The sequence below is a fragment of the Nocardia sp. NBC_01388 genome (genome assembly GCF_045040085.1).
In the GTDB taxonomy this organism is placed as follows: domain Bacteria; phylum Actinomycetota; class Actinomycetes; order Mycobacteriales; family Mycobacteriaceae; genus Nocardia.
Window position 1 is genome coordinate 7,155,961 of sequence record NZ_CP109553.1, and the last position, 17,047, is coordinate 7,173,007.

The window sequence follows — 17,047 nt, forward strand, 5'->3', positions numbered from 1 at the left end:
TTTGTGCAGGGCTTCACAAGCGGTTACGGTGGTGGCACGCAACCCGCTCTTCAGCGGAAGCGACCCCGAACCTATGACTCGACCTTGCCTGCTCGGCCGCCACGTGACGGTCCCCGGCGTCGGGTCGACAAAAGCACCCGGACACTCACCCCCGGCCGGACGAGGAGCGCAAGCGACGTGACGGAGCAGCATGAGACGCCGCAGAGTGGTGTCTCCGGCAAGGCTCTGCAGAAGGACATCCCGCAGGCCACAGTGGCGCGTCTGGCCACTTATCTCCGGGTGCTCGCCGTTCTCGCCGACGATGCTGTTGCCATCGTATCGAGTGAGGAACTGGCTGTCGCGGCGGGTGTCGGTTCCGCCAAGTTGCGCAAGGATCTTTCCTTCCTCGGACCCAATGGTGTCCGCGGTGTCGGATATGACGTGATCAAGCTTCGCGACCGCATCGAGGATGTGCTCGGACTCTCCGAGGGTCATCGGGTGGTGCTGGTGGGCGCGGGCAATCTGGGCCGGGCCCTGGTCGGCTACGGCGGATTCCGCCGCCGCGGGTTCGCCATGGTCGGCCTCTTCGACAATGATCCGGCGCTGATCGGTACGCCGGTCTGTGGTCTGCCGGTGCGCGATGTGGCCGAATTGACCGGTGCGGTGGCCGAACTGGCGCCGACCATCGCGGTCATCACCACGCCCGATGCCCATGCCCAGACCGTCTGCGATCTGCTGGTCGCCGCCGGGGTGCTGTGCATTCTCAGCTTTTCGCCCGTCGCGCTGGACGCGCCGCCGCACGTAGAGGTGCGGCGCGTGGATCTCGCGGTGGAGATGCAGTTGCTGTCCTTCGAGCTGGCCCGCAATGCGGAGGCCGCCGGGGAGACGGTGCGCGCGGCCGCCGCGGGTCCGGTGGGTGTGCGCTCGGCGCCCCGGAACACGGCCGCGGCGATGAACTGCACGCCGATAACGACTTCACATGCGGCAGCGCGGCCGTCGGGCGGCACTGAGACAGCCAGCAAGGGAGCGGTGGTCCAGCCATGAGTGTGCTTCTCGTCGGGATCTCGCATCGCAGCGCTCCAGTTGCGGTGCTCGAGAAGATCGCGATCACCGAGCACGATCGGCCCAAGCTGACCGAGAAGATGCTGGCCTCCAGCCATGTCTCCGAAGCGATGATCGTCTCCACCTGCAATCGTGTCGAGATCTACGCCGTGGTCGACGCCTTCCACCCCGCGCTGGGCGAGATCAGCGAACTGCTGACCAAGCACTCCGGGCTGCCGCTGCCCGAGCTCACCAAGTACGCGTATGTGCGCTACGCCGAAGCCGCGGCCGAGCATCTGTTCGCCGTGGCCTCCGGCCTGGATTCGATGGTGATCGGCGAGCAGCAGGTGCTCAGCCAGATCCGCGCCGCCTATGCGGCCTCCGATTCGCAGCAGGCCTCCGGGCGCACCCTGCACGAACTGGCGCAGCATTCGCTGCGTGTGGGCAAGCGGGTGCACTCCGAGACCGGGATCGACCGGGCGGGCGCCTCCGTGGTGTCGGTGGCGCTGGATCGGGCCCGGCTGGTGCTGGGTCCGCTGACCGGGCGCACGGCGCTGGTGCTGGGCGCGGGCGCCATGGGCGGGCTCGCGGTGGCGCAGCTGGCGCGGGCCGGGGTCGCGCGCATCATCGTGGTGAACCGGACGCTGGAACGTGCGCAGCGACTTGCCAATACGGCCACCACCATGCACGGTGTCGCCGCCACGGCGATGGATATCGAGCAGCTGGTCGAGGCCATGGCCGTGGCCGAAGTGGTGGTCACCTGTACCGGCGCGGTGGGCACCGTGGTGAGCATCGCCGATGTGCACAATGCGCTCTCCGCCGCCGATTCGACCGCGCAGCTGGTCATCTGCGATCTGGGCCTGCCGCGCGATGTGGATCACGCGGTGGCTGGACTGCCCGGTGTGACGGTCATCGATATGGAGACCCTGCAGCGGGATCCGTCGGCCGGCGCGGCCGCCGACGACACCGCCGCGGCGCGCACCATCGTCGCCGAGGAACTCACCAAATACCTTGCCGGACAGCGCATGGCCGAGGTCACCCCGACCGTCGCCGCGCTGCGGCAGATGGCCGCCGATGTGGTCGAGGGCGAGCTGCTGCGCCTGGACTCGCGACTACCCGAGCTGGACGCCGCGCACCGCGAAGAGGTCGCTCGCACCGTGCGCCGCGTGGTGGACAAGCTGCTGCACGCGCCGACGGTGCGGGTCAAGCAGTTGGCGTCCACGCCCGGCGGTGACAGTTATGCCGAGGCGCTCCGGGAGCTGTTCGAACTGAAACCCGGTGCGGCGCAGGCAGTTGCGGCGCCGATGGAGATCTCCGCGCCGGCTGGTCAGCTGGCCGACGATTTCACCGCCGCCCATTCGGGGGACGAACAGGGGCTGACCGCATGACCGGAGCGATGGTGCAGGACACACAGACAGGGCGGGAAGCCGTGCCCGAAACAGGTACCGCTGCAGTGCACGAAGCAGTGCGCGGCACAGCACGTGGAACAGTCGACGCCCCGTGGCGGATCGGTACCCGCGGCAGTCTGCTGGCCCTGACCCAGGCCGGGCATGTGCGCGACGCACTGATCGGCGCCGGTCAGCAGGCCGAACTGGTGATCGTGAAGACCGCCGGTGACAAGTCCTCCGCGCCGGTGCAGACCATCGGCGTCGGTGTCTTCACCGCCGCGCTGCGTGACGAATTGGCCGCGGGCACAGTCGATATCGCGGTGCACTCGTACAAGGATCTGCCGACCGCGCAGGATCCGCGCTTCGATATCGCGGCCATTCCGCCGCGTGAGGATCCGCGCGATGCGCTGGTGGCTCGTGACGGTCTGGTGCTGGGTGAGCTGCCCGCCGGCTCCCGCATCGGGACCTCCGCGCCGCGCCGTGCCTCGCAGCTGCTGGCCCTGGGCCTCGGGGTCGAAATCGTGCCGCTGCGCGGCAATCTCGACACCCGCATCGGCAAAGTCGCCAATGGTGAACTCGATGCCGTCGTGGTGGCCCGGGCCGGGCTGGCCCGCATCGGCCGCCTGGACGCCATCACCGAATCGCTGGAGCCGGTGCAGATGCTGCCCGCTCCGGCGCAGGGTGCGCTGGCGGTCGAATGCCGCAGCGAGGACACCGAACTCGTCACCATCCTGTCCGCTCTCGACGATGCCGGCACCCGTGCCGCGATCACCGCCGAGCGGGCGCTGCTGGCCGAACTGGAGGCGGGTTGTACCGCCCCGATCGGCGCGCTGGCCGAGGTCGTCGAATCTCTCGACGATGACGGCAGAGTGATAGACGAACTGTCGCTGCGTGGTTGCGTGGCGGCGATCGACGGCTCGGACACCATCCGGGCCTCTGTGGTCGGCTCGCTCGCGGATGCCGCGGAGCTGGGCCGGGCACTGGCGCGTGAGCTCTTGGAGCTGGGGGCGCGCGACCTGCTCAGTGACCCCGGAGATGCGAACCCGGGGGCCGAGCCATCCGACAACAGCAATCCCAGCCCAATGGAGAATATTCGATGAGCGAGCGCAGCGAACGAATCATAGGCACAGCGCCTTCGGGCACGGCTGCGCCGAGCGTTAGCGAGGTGCAGTTGTGAGCCGGGCGACGAAGAAGCACCCCGGTCGGATCCTTTTCGTTGGGTCAGGTCCGGGCGATCCGGCGCTGTTGACGGTGCGTGCGCGTGAGGTCATCGCGCGGGCCGAGTTGGCGTTCACAGATCCCGATGTCGACAAGGGCGTGCTCGCCCTCATCGGCAGCGCCGCCGAGCCGGGCCCCGACGGGGAGCTTCCCGTCGATGTGCGTCCCGCGCTGGGCGACCCGGCCGAGGTGGCCAAGACGCTGATCGCGGAGGCCCGCAACGGCTTCGACGTGGTGCGCCTGGTCTCCGGTGACCCGCTGACCACCGATTCGGTGATCCAGGAGGTCAATGCGGTCACTCGTTCGCACCTGATGTTCGAGGTGCTACCGGGTCTGTCGGCCGGAACCACGGTTCCCGCCTACGCCGGTATCGAGCTGGGCTCGAGCCACACCGAGGTCGATGTGCGCGGTGAGGTGGACTGGGCGGCCGTCGCGGCCGCGCCCGGCCCGCTGGTGCTGCACGCCACCTCCGGCCATCTGGCCGAGACCGCCAGCGCGCTGGTGGAACACGGTATGGCGCCGCAGACTCCGGTCGCGGTGACGGTGCGCGGCACCACGCGTCAGCAGCGCACGATCGATGCCACGCTGGCGACTCTGAACAACGCGGCCTCGGAGCTGGTCGGCCCGCTGGTGGTCACCGTCGGTAAAGAGGTCGAGAAGCGCGCCAAGACTTCGTGGTGGGAGTCGCGTGCCCTGTACGGCTGGACCGTACTGGTGCCGCGGACCAAGGAGCAGGCCGGCGAGATGAGCGAGAAGCTCGTCATGCACGGCGCCATCCCCATGGAGGTCCCGACCATCGCCGTCGAGCCGCCGCGCAGCCCCGCGCAGATGGAGCGCGCGGTCAAGGGTCTGGTCGACGGCCGCTACCAGTGGGTGGTGTTCACCTCCACGAACGCGGTGCGCGCGGTGTGGGAGAAGTTCGGTGAATTCGGTTTGGACGCACGGGCTTTCTCCGGTGTGAAGATCGCCTGCGTGGGCGAGGCCACCGCGGAGAAGGTGCGCTCGTTCGGCATCAATCCGGAGCTGATCCCCAGCGGTGAGCAGTCCTCCGAGGGCCTGCTTGCCGATTTCCCGCCCTATGACGACGTTTTCGATCCGGTGAACCGGGTGCTGCTGCCGCGCGCCGATATCGCCACCGAGACACTGGCCGAGGGTCTGCGCGACCGCGGCTGGGAGATCGACGATGTCACCGCGTACCGCACCGTGCGGGCCTCCCCGCCGCCCGCGGAGACCCGCGAAATGATCAAGACCGGCGGTTTCGACGCGGTGCTTTTCACCTCGTCTTCCACGGTCCGGAACCTGGTCGGCATCGCAGGTAAACCGCACGCCCGCACCATCGTTGCCTGCATCGGCCCGAAAACCGCCGAAACAGCCATCGAATTCGGCCTGCGCGTAGACGTGCAGCCCGAAATCGCCCAGGTCGGCCCCCTCGTCGAATCCCTCGCCGAGCACGCCGCCCACCTGCGCGCCGAGGGCCTGCTGCCCCCGCCCCGCAAGAAGAGCCGCCGCAGCCGCTGAGGCTGTCGCATTCCACCCGAACGGGCCCCGCATCCAATGATGCGGGGCCCGTTCGGTTTCGGGCCGTGGATTGTCGCCTCGCCGCACAGTCGCTGCGCGGACAGCGACTGTGCGGACAGTGCTCAGTTGCACCACGCGCCTGCGGGTCGAGGCATGCCGGAACCCGCCCGGCGTTCGAGTGCCCATGGAAGTGTGGTCGTTCGATAGTGCGCGGGGGTCCATAGGGTTTGCCGGGTATTCGATCTTCGAAAGGTGAACGCCCATGAAGCGCACGGCGGCTGGCTTGCTCGCGATGACCGGAATCTCCCTCGCTGTGGTGCTGTCGCCGGCGGCGGCCTCGGCGGCGACCGGCGGGGCGGCACTGGAGCAGGCGCCCGTGTCCGCGCAGGTCGCACCGATTGCGGCCGGCACCGACTCGGGCAGCACCAGTGGCAGCGGGATTTCGAACCCCCTGGCCTTCCTGCTGAAGTGCCTGACCGCCGGTTCGGGTACGCCGGGCACCACCGGCAACGGCTGCCTGCAGTAATTGCTTCACCGAACCCGCGAACGGCGTTCGATAACGAAGGCCCCTCGCACTCGGCGAGGGCCTTCGTCATCGGTGCGGGGGATGCCTCAGCGCTGGGCCTGCATCATGCGGCGGACCATGCGGCACGTCGCATCCGAGGGCCGGTGCAGGCCGACGAATTCGGCGGTGTCCCTGATTCTTTCGTTGGTGGCCTCATCCGGGCTGAAGGAACCGGAATCGAGCAGTGCGATCGCCAGGCGCATGGCCTTGAGCCGCCGATTGTGCGAGATGTACCACGAGCGCGGACGGCCCGCGGGAAGTGGCTGCTTGGCCAAAGGCGTCCAAGCGTGATCGATGATGTCCCCCCTCTTGGGCACACCGGTCTTGTCGGACATGTTTTTCTTACCGGCCATATTTGGTACGGCTGCGAGCACGACCAATCCTCCCGTCGCGATCAGGGTTCGGGGCGAACGAATCTCGCCGCGAACTCTTCGAACACATCTTCGATTCTACTCGGGGGCACTGACATATACAGGCCCCCGCGAGGCCTCCGCGACGCGGGCATATCATGCGACTATGACCGGAATGGACCGCCCACGGCGGTTGCGCCGTACCCCTGCGCTACGCCGTCTGGTGGCCGAAACCACCCTGCAGCCACGGCAATTGATCCTCCCCATGTTCGTCGCCGACGGGCTCGACGAACCACGCGAAATCTCTTCCATGCCGGGCGTTTACCAGCATTCGATGGATTCGCTGCGCAAGGCGGCCGTCGAAGCCGTCACCGCCGGCGTCGGCGGGCTCATGCTGTTCGGGGTGCCGCGCAGTGAGGACAAGGACGCGATCGGCAGTCAGGCCAGCGATCCGGACGGCATTCTCAATCGCGGGCTGCGGGCCCTCGTGCAGGAGGTCGGCGGCTCCACAGTCGTCATGGCCGACACCTGCCTCGACGAATTCACCGACCACGGGCACTGCGGAGTCCTCGACGAGCACGGCGCCGTCGACAATGACGCGACGCTGCGCCGCTACGTCGACATGGCGCTCGCACAGGCCGGCACCGGCGCCGACCTGCTCGGCACCAGCGGCATGATGGACGGCCAGGTCGGCGCCATCCGCGCCGGACTGGACGCGGCCGGGCGGACCGATACCGGCATCCTCGCCTACGCCGCCAAGTACGCCTCCGCCTTCTACGGCCCGTTCCGGGAGGCGGTGGGTTCCTCGCTCGAGGGCGATCGCCGTACCTACCAGCAGGATCCGGCCAATCGCCGCGAGGCCATCCGCGAGCTGGAACTGGATCTGACCGAGGGCGCGGACATCGTCATGGTGAAGCCCGCCATGTCGTATCTCGATATCCTGCGCGATGTGGCGGACCGCTCGACCGTTCCGGTCGCGGCCTATCAGATCTCCGGCGAGTACGCGATGATCACCGCGGCCGCGCAGAACGGCTGGATCGACCGCCGCGGCGCCATTCTGGAATCACTGCTCGGCATCCGGCGGGCGGGCGCCGATATGGTGCTCACCTACTGGGCTACCGAAGCGTCGCACTGGCTTGCGTGACCAACTGCTCGCCGTGAATCCGATGCCGCCCCCGGTGATTCCGCGTCCGGTCCCCGAAGATGTGCGCACCGCGGGCCTGCTCTGGTACCTGGCCCTGGCGGTCGGTGTGGTGCAGGCGGTCGGCTCGCTGATCGCATCGATCGGGCAGCGGCGGGATCTGGCGCAGCAGATGTTCGACCAGGTGCAGGGGCAGCAGCCGGTCACCCTGGCCCAGGTGCAGGTGTGGGTCATGGTGCTGCTTGTGCTCGTCGCGGTGTTCTGGCTGGTGCTGAGCGGGATCGCGGTCGCGTTCGTGTACCAGCTGGCGCGCGGAAAGAGCTGGGCGCGCAGCATACTCACCGGATTCGCGGTATTCCTGCTGCTCGGGGCGGCCGGCACGCTGATCGGATCGGGCGCGAAACCCGGTGCGGCGGCGGTGGTCGCCGGATGTGCCGGAATCGTGCAGGCGGTGCTGGCGGGCGGGGCCGTATTCCTGTGTTACCGAAAGGAATCCGAGCTCTTCTTCCGGCCGGGGCCACGGTGAGGACCGTGAAGTTTGTTACGAGCGTACTAACGGGTAGGGTGAGGGCAGTCACAGAGAGTTCGGGAACCGGAAGCCGCTCGTTATGCGTTCAGCTCCGGAGAATCGGAGGCAACGATGCGAGTGGTGATCCAGCAGCCGCACAGCCTTCGGCGCGATGTGCTGGGGTTGAGCCTGCTGTTCCTGTTCGGATTGCTCACCCTCGCAGTGCTGTTGATTCCGGGTCTCTTCGGCTGAGCGCTGTGCACTCCGCGCGCGGATCCTCGCGCACCTATTGCGCGGTTGCTCCCGATCGCGGTGCCGCTAGATTCTCACTATGAGTGAGTCCGCTGCGAACGTTCTGTTCTCCGAGCCCGGTGCGCGCCATCGCACCATTGCCTACGGTCCCGTGCTGTGTGGGCTGATCCTGGTGGTGGAGGTCATTCGCGGCGGTGCGGTGCACTGGTTCGGACTCGTCTTCTGCGGAGTGCTGCTGGGCGGCTTCGTCTGGTTGCAGGTGATCGCGGGCAAGCGCCACATCAGCATCGAACTCACCCCCGACACGCTGCGCGAAGGTACCGAAACACTGCCGCTGAGCGGCATCGCGGCGGTGTTGCCGGAAACTGACGACGAGTCCTGGGATTATGAGGACTGGGAGTCGGCGCGGGCGCTCGGCGAACTCACCGGAGTACCGCGGCGGCGCAAGGGCATCGGGCTGAAATTGCGGGACGGCAGTCTGGTGCAGGCGTGGGCGCGCGATCACTACACGCTGCGGGCCGAGCTGACCGCGGCGGTGGAACAGCTGTCCGGCGCCGCGACCGAGAAGAAGACCGGGCAGGCCGAGAGCGACGAGGAGGAGGCGCGATAATGCGATGGCTCGCTGTGCTCGTCGAATTCGTGCTCACGCCGGTGCTCGTCATCACGGCAGTATGGTGCTGGCACAAGGGAATTCACACCGGCTGGTTCGCGGCGTCGGGGGATGCGCCGGGGTACACGGCCTCCCGGTATTCGGGGCCGTGGCTGGCCGGCGCGGCCGTGGTGATGACGGCGGCCGGGCTGCTGTTGCTCGACCTGATCGCACGGGTTTTCCGGCTCGCACGCTGAGGGCGTGTCGCGCCACGCCGAGTGGGGGTGCGCGAGGATCTGCATTCGGTGGCTCGGGCCGGTGGGTACGCGGAGAATCGATGTCATGACGCGCACAGATCTCGTGAAACGCACCGCCTTCGCAGTGCTGGCCACCGGGTTTTTCGGCGCCGCGGTGGTGACTCCGGCCGCTGCCGCACCGCTCGCTGCCGCTCCGTCCGCACCGCAGTCGCCGGTCTTCGGGACGTCCTGGCAAGACCTGCTACCGCCACCCCTGGATTGCCTGATTTCCACCGGCTGGGCGGCGTTCTGCCTGGGAGTGCCGCTGTCCTAGTGGCACTCCCGCCGGTCAGCCCCAGTTCTGGTAGATGTCCATCACGCGACCGCCGTGGGTGCCGGGCGCATTGAAGTACATGACAACGGACCCGTCCGGATGGTCGGCGGCCTCCGCCACCACCTGCCGCAGCGAGGCGTGCACGCCGCCGTTCTCGTCCTTGCGGATGGAGGTGTCCGGCTGCAGCCCCGCGCCCATCCGGCTCAGTGGCACGAACATGCTCACCACCGCCGGCACCGGCCCGTCCGCCACGGCCGCCGTCTCATCATGCGACAGCGACACCCCGATCCGCCCCTGATCGAACTGAGCGAACGGCGCTCCCGCCGCCGCCTGCCCCGCCCCCGCGGCCAACGCCACCCCAACTCCGGAAACCGCAACCAATCCCGCACCGAACCGCGCAATCCGCATACCGTCCCGCTCTCTCTAGACGACGCCCCTACCTCGAAAGATTACGCAATAGCAACTATCTAGCAATCGAAGTCGCACACAAACGACCCTGCGTGTTGCCGCCCGCACCCACCCCGCTCCCGTATTCCGGAAGTCGGGTTGGCGGCCGGTGCCAACTAGCGGTCAGCGCCAAGTGGCGACGAATGCGGGACCGCACCGAGATCCGAACCGACGACTACGGCTGGGTCGCAATGAGATCCGAACCGGCGGTGACGGCAGGGTCGCAGTGCGAGCCGGGCCGGTGAAGAGGGCGAAGTCGCAGCGTGAGCTGGAGCGGCGGCGAAGGCAGGGCCGCAGTGCGAGCCGGACCGGTGAGAAGGCCGGGTCGAGGCGGGAGCCGGAGTGGGGGCGAGGGCGAGGTCGCACTGCGAGCCGGAGTTGGGGTGGAGGAGGTGGCGGTGGATGTTCGCTGGTCTTCGGTGGGGAATGGCCAGCGGATGCGGGAGTGGGGGCGGGGTGCGAGGATGGCGGGTTCGGGGTGGGGTGGCGCACATCCACTACACCCTGTCGTCGATGAGGTTGTGCGGGCTGAGACACTGGGTGCCGTGAGTTCTTCTCCGCGTGTGAGCCAGGCGTCGGTGCCGGTCTCAGCCCAGCTTTTCGAACGCGCCGCGGCGGTCATTCCGGGTGGCGTGAATTCGCCGGTGCGGGCCTTCAATTCGGTGGGCGGGACGCCGCGGTTCATGGCTTCCGCGCGCGGGTGCACGCTGACCGATGCCGATGGCAACGAGTACGTGGACCTGGTGTGTTCGTGGGGTCCGATGATTCTCGGGCATGCGCATCCGGAGGTTGTCGAGGCGGTGCAGCGGGCGGCCACCGGTGGCCTGTCCTTCGGCGCGCCGACCGAGGCCGAGATCCTGCTCGCGGAAGCCATTGCGGCACGGGTCGAACCCGTCGAGCGGGTGCGCCTGGTGAACTCGGGCACCGAGGCCACCATGAGCGCGGTCCGGCTGGCCCGCGGATTCACCGGGCGCTCCAAGATCGTCAAATTCAGCGGTTGCTATCACGGGCATGTGGATGCGCTGCTCGCCGACGCCGGTTCCGGCCTCGCGACGCTGGGCCTGCCCACCTCGCCCGGTGTCACCGGTGCGCAGGCGGCCGACACCATCGTGCTGCCCTACAACAATCTCGAGGCCGTGGCCGCCGCCTTCGCCGCTCATCCGGGGGAGATCGCCTGCGTGATCACCGAGGCCGCGGCGGGCAATATGGGCGCGGTCGCGCCGCTACCCGGATTCAACACCGGTCTGCGCAAGCTCACCGAAGACCATGGCGCACTGCTCATCATGGACGAGGTCATGACCGGATTCCGGGTCAGCGCCTCCGGCTGGTACGGCCTCGAAGGCGTGGCCGGAGACCTCTACACCTTCGGCAAGGTGATGAGCGGCGGCCTGCCCGCGGCGGCCTTCGGCGGCCGCGCCGACATCATGAATCGCCTGGCTCCGCTGGGCCCGGTCTATCAGGCGGGCACGCTCTCCGGGAACCCGGTCGCGGTCGCGGCGGGCCTGGCCACGCTGCGCGCCGCCGATGATCAGGTCTACGCGGCCCTGGATCGGAACTCGAAGCGGCTCGGCACGTTGCTCACCGACGCGCTCGCGGCCGAAGGCGTCCGGCATCAGGTGCAATTCGCGGGCAATATGGTGAGCGTGTTCTTCGCTGACGCCCCGGTCACCGACTATGCCGCCGCCAAGGCCGCCGAGACCTGGCGTTTTCCGGCCTTCTTCCACGCCCTGCTCGAGGCCGGCGTGTACGCGCCGCCGAGCGCCTTCGAGGCCTGGTTCGTTTCCGCGGCACTCGACGAGGACGCATTCGATCGCATCGCCGCCGCCCTCCCTGCCGCCGCGCGCGCCGCGGCCGCCGCCACCCCCGAAGGATCCGCCGCGTGAGCTCCAATCCCGAGACCGGCCTACCCGCCCCCGCGCCCGCCCCCCTCTCACCCGCCGAGGCCGCCCGCCTCCTCGACTCCATCCGCCAGGCGGAAGAGGAACTGGCCGAGACCGGCGAGCACATCGCTGTCTCCCTCCCGGCCGAAACCCCTACCCCCGCAGCAACTTCCGCCGCCGCGCCGCGTGCGCGCAAGCGCAAGACCGCCGCCGCCGCTGAAACCGGCTCCGCCGCAACGAAGCCCGCGAGGGCCAAGGCTTCCAGGGCATCGCGCTCCGGCGTCGCCGCGAAGCAAGCCGCCGAGGTGGCTCCGCCGTCCGAGCCGGTTGTCGCGGTCACCGCCGACGCTGTAGCCGTGCCGGTCGTGGCCGAGCAGGTCGCCGTGGATGCCGTGGAAACCGAGGCGTCTGCCGCTGAGCTGGCGGCTGTTGTTGCCCAGTGGGCTGCGGCGACGGTTGTGGACGGCTCGACCGAGGCCGGACCCACTGAGGCTGTGGCAGGTGTAGTCGATCAACCTACGGTCGCTGCGTCTGCGGCCTCCGAGGCTGCCGATACCGATGAGTTTGCCGCCGTTGTCGCAGAATCCGAGGGCGGCAACTCGGATGCGGGTGCGACCGAATCCGGTGCGGCCGAGTCGGGCGAGGTCGCTGCGGAGTCAGTCGAATCTGGTGTCGACGCATCGGGCACAACTGCCGCACCGCAGGTGAGCGGGGTGCTGCTGCCGGGGGATGTGGCTTCCGATGCCGAGACGATCGTGCATGTCATGCGGCATGGTGAGGTGCACAATCCGAAGGGGATTCTGTACGGGCGGTTGCCCGGGTTCCAGTTGTCGGTGACGGGGCGGGCGCAGGCGCAGGCCGTGGCGCGGTCGCTGGCCGATCACGATATCGCGCTGGTGGTGGCCTCGCCGCTGCAGCGGGCGCAGGAGACCGCGGAACCGATTGCGGCGCATCACGGGCTGATCATTCGGACCGATGACAACCTCATCGAGGCGGGGAACACCTTCGAGGGCCTGCGGGTGTCCATGAGTGACGGCGCGCTGTTCAAGCCGCGGCACTGGTGGAAGATGCGGGATCCGTTCACCCCGTCGTGGGGTGAGCCGTACCTGCAGATCGCGCACCGGATGCTGGCTGCCGCGAACAAAGCCCGGGTCGAGGCCGCCGGGCGCGAGGCCGTGCTGGTATCGCATCAGCTGCCGGTGTGGACGCTGCGGCGTTTCCTGCAGGGGCAGCGGCTCTGGCACGATCCGCGCAATCGCCAGTGCTCGCTCGCATCCATCACTTCCCTTGTCTACCAAGGCGATACGCTGATCGACATCGTGTACAGCGAACCCGCGGGGGCCTCGGATCCCAAGGTGACGGGGGCATGAGCGGTCAGGGCCCGGAGTCGGCAGCCTGCGTAACCACGCAGGCCCCCCGCTCATGCCGAGAGGGCACAGCATGAGCGGGTCCGCGTCCCTGCCTGGATCGCTGCGGCGTACGGCGTCGATCCTGCTGGCGAGCCTGTCCCTGGTGGCGGTGCTCGCCGGTTGCTCCGCGGGTAAGGACGCCGTAGCGCAGGGCGGCACCTTCGAATTCATCTCGCCCGGCGGCAAGACCGACATCACCTACGATCCGCCGTCCGCGCGCGGCACCATCGGCAAGCTGTCGGGCCCGGATCTCATGACCTCCGGCAAGACCACGTCGGTGGACGACTTCCCCGGCAAGGTCGTCGTCATCAATATCTGGGGTCAGTGGTGTGGCCCGTGCCGCGCGGAAGCGCCTGCGCTGGAACAGGTTTACACCGCGACCAAGGACAAGGGCGTCGCCTTCCTCGGTATCGATGTCCGCGACAACCAGCAGGACAAGGCCCAGGATTTCGTCACCGACAACAAGATCGGCTACCCGTCGATCTACGACCCGTCGATGCGCAGCCTGCTCGCCCTCGGCGGCAAATTCCCGACCAGCGTCATCCCCACCACCATCGTGCTCGACCGCGATCACCGTGTCGCCGCGGTCTTCCTGCGCTCACTGCTCGCGGATGACCTGCAGCCCACCGTGACCCGCCTCGCCGCGGAGACCGCCCAGTGAACGTGACTGTGCTTGCGAGCGTGGGGGATTCGTTCCAGCAGACCGCCGCTACCGGACCGCTGCTGCTCGCGCTCGGTGCGTGCGTGCTGGCGGGTCTGGTGTCGTTCGCCTCCCCGTGTGTGGTGCCGCTGGTACCGGGGTATCTGTCGTATCTGGCCGGAGTCGTCGGTGCGGAAGCCCCGCCGGTGACGGTCGAATCGGCGCAGCGCACCGCGGTCGCCGAACGCCATCGCGGCCGCATGCGGGTCGCGGGCGCGGCGGGCCTGTTCGTGCTCGGTTTCACCGTGGTGTTCGTGCTCGCCTCGGCCACGGTATTCGGCACCATCCAGGCCTTGAACGTGAATCGTGAACTGCTGCAGCGCATCGGCGGCGGCGTCACCATCCTGATGGGCCTGGCGTTCATCGGACTCATTCCGGCCCTGCAGCGCGATACCCGTATGGAGCCGCGGCGTCTGAGCGGTCTCATCGGCGCACCCCTGCTCGGCGCGGTCTTCGCGCTCGGCTGGACGCCGTGCCTGGGCCCCACCCTGTCCGGGGTGATGGCCGTATCGGCGGGCACCGAGGGCACCACCGCCATCCGCGGTGTCGCCCTCATCGTGGCCTACTGCCTGGGGCTCGGCCTGCCCTTCGTAATCCTGGCGTTCGGCTCGGCGACCGCATTGCGCGGCGTCGGCTGGTTGCGCCGCAATTCCCGCACCATTCAGGTGATCGGCGGCATCCTGCTGGTTGCCGTCGGCATCGCCCTGGTGACCGGAGCGTGGGACCAGTTCATCTCCTGGGTCCGCGACGCCTTCGTCTCGAATGTGACCCTGCCGATCTGATGACCACAACCATCGAAACTCCCGCCGCCCCCGCCCGCCCGCCGCGCCAGTCGCTGCCCGGTCGCGCATTCGCGGTGCTGCGCAATACCTGGCGCGGGCTCACCAGTATGCGCACCGCGCTCATGCTGCTGTTCCTGCTGGCGCTGGCCGCCATCCCGGGTGCGCTACTGCCGCAACGCAGTCTGAACAAGCAGAAGGTCGACACCTACATCGGGAACCGGCCGACGCTGGGTCACTGGATGGACCGGGTGCAACTGTTCGACGTGTTCTCCAGTTTCTGGTTCACGGCGATCTATGTGCTGCTGTTCGTTTCGCTGGTGGGCTGCATCCTGCCGCGCGTGCTCGATCACTATCGGGCGCTGCGCACACCGCCGGTGAAGGCGCCGCGCAATCTCGCGCGACTGCCACACCACTTCAGCGGTAGTGATGCGGGTACGCCGGACGAGGTCATCGCGCGCGCCCGGAAAGAGTTGCGCGGCTGGCGAACCGTGGTGCTCCCGGGCACTCGCGAAGGCGAGATCACACTCTCGGCGGAGAAGGGGTACACCCGCGAGGCCGGCAATCTGGTCTTCCACCTGGCGCTGGTCTGCCTGCTGGCGTGCATCGCCATCGGCAAGCTGTTCGGCTACGAGGGCAATGTTGTCGTCATCGCGAACGACGGCCCGGGTTTCTGTACCACCTCGCCCGCGGTGTTCGACTCTTTCCGCGCGGGCAATGTGAACGATGGCACCGGATTGGCTCCGATGTGTATACGGGTCAAGGACTTCAAGGCCGATTACCTGCCCACGGGCGAGGCCTCCATGTTCACCTCGAACATCCAGTATCAGACCGGTAAGGATCTGGACTCCGGCACCTGGCGCGACACCACCATTCAGGTGAATCATCCGCTGCGCGTCGCCGGAGACCGGGTTTACCTGCAGGGCCACGGTTTTGCGCCGACCTTCACGGTGACCTTCCCGAACGGGCAGACGCGCACCGAGACGATCCAGTGGAAGCCCGACGACGGGACCACCTTCCTGTCCTCGGGTGTGCTGCGCATCGATCCGCCGGGCGGCATGTATCCGAACGAGGAGGAGCGGCGCAAGCATCAGGTCGCCATCCAGGGCCTGTTCGCGCCGACCGCACTGCTGCACGGTTCGCTGCTGACCTCCATGTATCCGGGCATGCGGGATCCGATGGTCGCGGTGGATATCTACAAGGGTGATACCGGGCTGGATACCGGTCGCGCACAGTCGTTGTTCTCGCTGGATCCGGAGATGATCAAGCAGGGCCGGTTGGTCAAGGAGCAGCGGGTGAATCTCAAGCCCGGTGAGTCCTCGAACCTGTCCGACGGCACCAAGGTGACCTTCGACGGCGCGCAGGAATTCGTGAACCTGCAGGTCTCGCATGATCCGGCGCAGCAGTGGGTGCTGGTGAGCGCGGTGACCATGATGGCGGGTCTGCTCGTTTCGCTACTGGTGAAGCGGCGGCGCATCTGGCTCCGGGTGTACCCGGGCACCGAGAACGACGGCAGTGTCCAATTCAACGACAAACGACGTACCGTAGTAGAAATGGGCGGATTGGCCCGCACCGACCAGGCCGGTTGGGGCGGCGAATTCGACCGATTACGTGAGCGGTTGCTGACCGAGAACACGGGAGAGAAGTAAATGCCGATCAACGAGACCATCGCCTCCTATAGCGATCTCGCGTTCAAATCGGCCATCGTGATCTATACGCTGGTCTTCATCATGCTGGTGTGGCAGTTCGCCATCACCCGTACGGTGCCCACCGCGGCCCGGGAGCTGGTGACCGTCGGCGGCGGCACACCGGATCCGGTGCCCGTGGCTTCGGGGCAGGTGCCCGGCAAGGTCGTTCCCGCCGGCCGCGCGCAGCGCGCGTTCCCGGAACGCCTGGGCAACATGGCTTTTGCCGTGCTGTTCGTCGGCTTCGGCGCGCATGTGGTGTCGATCATCCTGCGCGGCTTCGCGACTCACCGTTTCCCGCTCGGCAATATGTTCGAGTTCATCACCATGGCGTGCGCCGCCGCGCTGCTGGTCGGCCTGGTGCTGCTGCGTGATCAGCGCTACCGCGCCATGTGGTCGTTCCTGCTGCTGCCGGTGCTCATCCTGCTGTTCCTGGCCGGCACCAAACTGCATGTCGACGCCGCACCCGTTGTCCCCGCGCTGAAGTCGTACTGGCTGCCCGTGCACGTGACCGTCGTATCCATCGGCAGCGGTGTCTTCCTGGTCTCCGGCGTCGCGAGTCTGCTGTTCCTGTACCGCCTCTGGCAGCCGGCGGGCCACGAGTCCGACAATATCTTCGGCCAGTTCGCCAGCCGTCTCCCCGACGCCCAGATGCTGGACCGCCTCGCCTACCGCACCACCATCATCGGCTTCCCCATCTTCGGCACCGGCGTCATCCTCGGTGCCATCTGGGCCGAGGCCGCCTGGGGCCGCTTCTGGGGCTGGGACCCCAAGGAAACCTGCTCCTTCATAGCCTGGGTCCTCTACGCCGCCTACCTGCACGCCCGAGCTACCTCCGGCTGGCGCGACACCAAGGCCGCCTGGATCAATATCGCCGGCTTCACCGCCATGCTCTTCAACCTCTTCATCATCAACATCGTGGTGAGCGGCCTGCACAGCTACGCGGGCCTCAACTAACCCCGACCGCTTTCTGCGGATCCGGTTCGGCGCGTTCGTCATTGGTGGATCAGACATGTCCCGGGGCGAAT

18 protein-coding genes are annotated in these 17,047 nt (G+C 67.9%); 16 read left to right on the top strand and 2 right to left on the bottom strand.

Annotation, left to right across the window (positions count from 1 at the left end; all coding sequences use genetic code 11):
* Positions 1 to 177 precede the first annotated feature (177 nt).
* From OG716_RS34205 to OG716_RS34225, 5 genes are all read left to right on the top strand, one after another.
* On the top strand, positions 178 to 1,023 hold the full coding sequence (locus OG716_RS34205) for a redox-sensing transcriptional repressor Rex (protein WP_405134502.1): 846 nt from the start codon (positions 178 to 180) through the stop codon (positions 1,021 to 1,023).
* Complete coding sequence (locus OG716_RS34210; RefSeq protein ID WP_327142447.1) at positions 1,020 to 2,408, top strand: glutamyl-tRNA reductase; 1,389 nt, start codon at positions 1,020 to 1,022, stop codon at positions 2,406 to 2,408. The genes OG716_RS34205 and OG716_RS34210 overlap by 4 nt, the downstream gene beginning before the upstream one ends.
* A gap of 65 nt (positions 2,409 to 2,473) precedes the next feature.
* Positions 2,474 to 3,508, top strand: coding sequence for a hydroxymethylbilane synthase (gene hemC, locus OG716_RS34215; protein ID WP_405134503.1), 1,035 nt, complete (start codon positions 2,474 to 2,476; stop codon positions 3,506 to 3,508).
* Between the two features lie 73 nt (positions 3,509 to 3,581).
* Positions 3,582 to 5,144 carry a uroporphyrinogen-III synthase gene (locus OG716_RS34220; protein WP_405134504.1) on the top strand — a complete coding sequence of 521 codons (1,563 nt, stop codon included), beginning with the start codon at positions 3,582 to 3,584 and terminating at the stop codon, positions 5,142 to 5,144.
* Positions 5,145 to 5,406: 262 nt separating this feature from the next.
* Positions 5,407 to 5,670 carry a hypothetical protein gene (locus tag OG716_RS34225; protein WP_405134505.1) on the top strand — a complete coding sequence of 88 codons (264 nt, stop codon included), beginning with the start codon at positions 5,407 to 5,409 and terminating at the stop codon, positions 5,668 to 5,670.
* An 86-nt stretch (positions 5,671 to 5,756) separates the two neighbouring features.
* Here OG716_RS34225 and OG716_RS34230 read toward each other — a convergent pair whose 3' ends face one another.
* A complete protein-coding gene (locus OG716_RS34230; protein WP_405134506.1) occupies positions 5,757 to 6,083 on the bottom strand; it encodes a hypothetical protein in 327 nt (108 codons plus the stop codon).
* Between the two features lie 142 nt (positions 6,084 to 6,225).
* On the opposite strand from OG716_RS34230, the gene hemB reads away from it, so the two are divergent.
* The 5 genes from hemB to OG716_RS34255 all read left to right on the top strand — a co-directional run bounded on the left by hemB (position 6,226) and on the right by OG716_RS34255 (position 9,119).
* Complete coding sequence (gene hemB / locus OG716_RS34235) at positions 6,226 to 7,203, top strand: porphobilinogen synthase (RefSeq protein WP_405134507.1); 978 nt, start codon at positions 6,226 to 6,228, stop codon at positions 7,201 to 7,203.
* Complete coding sequence (locus OG716_RS34240; protein WP_405134508.1) at positions 7,196 to 7,726, top strand: hypothetical protein; 531 nt, start codon at positions 7,196 to 7,198, stop codon at positions 7,724 to 7,726. Before hemB ends, OG716_RS34240 begins: the two co-directional genes overlap by 8 nt.
* A 313-nt stretch (positions 7,727 to 8,039) precedes the next feature.
* Positions 8,040 to 8,570, top strand: coding sequence for a hypothetical protein (locus tag OG716_RS34245; protein WP_405134509.1), 531 nt, complete (start codon positions 8,040 to 8,042; stop codon positions 8,568 to 8,570).
* Entirely contained in the window at positions 8,570 to 8,806 is a 237-nt protein-coding gene (locus OG716_RS34250) for a hypothetical protein (RefSeq protein ID WP_405134510.1), read from the top strand. The genes OG716_RS34245 and OG716_RS34250 overlap by 1 nt, the downstream gene beginning before the upstream one ends.
* An 85-nt stretch (positions 8,807 to 8,891) precedes the next feature.
* Complete coding sequence (locus OG716_RS34255; RefSeq protein WP_405134511.1) at positions 8,892 to 9,119, top strand: hypothetical protein; 228 nt, start codon at positions 8,892 to 8,894, stop codon at positions 9,117 to 9,119.
* Positions 9,120 to 9,134: 15 nt separating this feature from the next.
* On the opposite strand, the gene OG716_RS34260 is transcribed toward OG716_RS34255, so the two are convergent.
* On the bottom strand, positions 9,135 to 9,476 hold the full coding sequence (locus OG716_RS34260) for a hypothetical protein (protein ID WP_405134512.1): 342 nt from the start codon (positions 9,474 to 9,476) through the stop codon (positions 9,135 to 9,137).
* A 554-nt stretch (positions 9,477 to 10,030) separates the two neighbouring features.
* Between OG716_RS34260 and hemL the strand changes: the two genes are divergently transcribed.
* The 6 genes from hemL to ccsB all read left to right on the top strand — a co-directional run bounded on the left by hemL (position 10,031) and on the right by ccsB (position 16,976).
* Positions 10,031 to 11,449, top strand: a complete 1,419-nt coding sequence (gene hemL / locus OG716_RS34265) for a glutamate-1-semialdehyde 2,1-aminomutase (RefSeq protein ID WP_405134513.1) — start codon at positions 10,031 to 10,033, stop codon at positions 11,447 to 11,449.
* A 761-nt stretch (positions 11,450 to 12,210) separates the two neighbouring features.
* On the top strand, positions 12,211 to 12,816 hold the full coding sequence (locus OG716_RS34270) for a histidine phosphatase family protein (RefSeq protein WP_327146757.1): 606 nt from the start codon (positions 12,211 to 12,213) through the stop codon (positions 12,814 to 12,816).
* Positions 12,817 to 12,886: 70 nt separating this feature from the next.
* Entirely contained in the window at positions 12,887 to 13,516 is a 630-nt protein-coding gene (locus OG716_RS34275; RefSeq protein ID WP_405134514.1) for a TlpA disulfide reductase family protein, read from the top strand.
* Positions 13,513 to 14,337: a cytochrome c biogenesis CcdA family protein gene (locus tag OG716_RS34280; protein WP_405134515.1), complete on the top strand. Its 825-nt coding sequence runs from the start codon at positions 13,513 to 13,515 to the stop codon at positions 14,335 to 14,337. Before OG716_RS34275 ends, OG716_RS34280 begins: the two co-directional genes overlap by 4 nt.
* The gene (locus OG716_RS34285) at positions 14,337 to 15,983 is read left to right on the top strand and encodes a cytochrome c biogenesis protein ResB (protein ID WP_405134516.1); all 1,647 of its coding nucleotides are present in this window, start codon (positions 14,337 to 14,339) and stop codon (positions 15,981 to 15,983) included. Before OG716_RS34280 ends, OG716_RS34285 begins: the two co-directional genes overlap by 1 nt.
* Positions 15,984 to 16,976 (top strand): c-type cytochrome biogenesis protein CcsB, encoded by a 993-nt coding sequence (gene ccsB, locus OG716_RS34290; RefSeq protein WP_405134517.1) that lies wholly within the window; start codon positions 15,984 to 15,986, stop codon positions 16,974 to 16,976.
* The last annotated feature ends 71 nt before the right edge of the window (positions 16,977 to 17,047 follow it).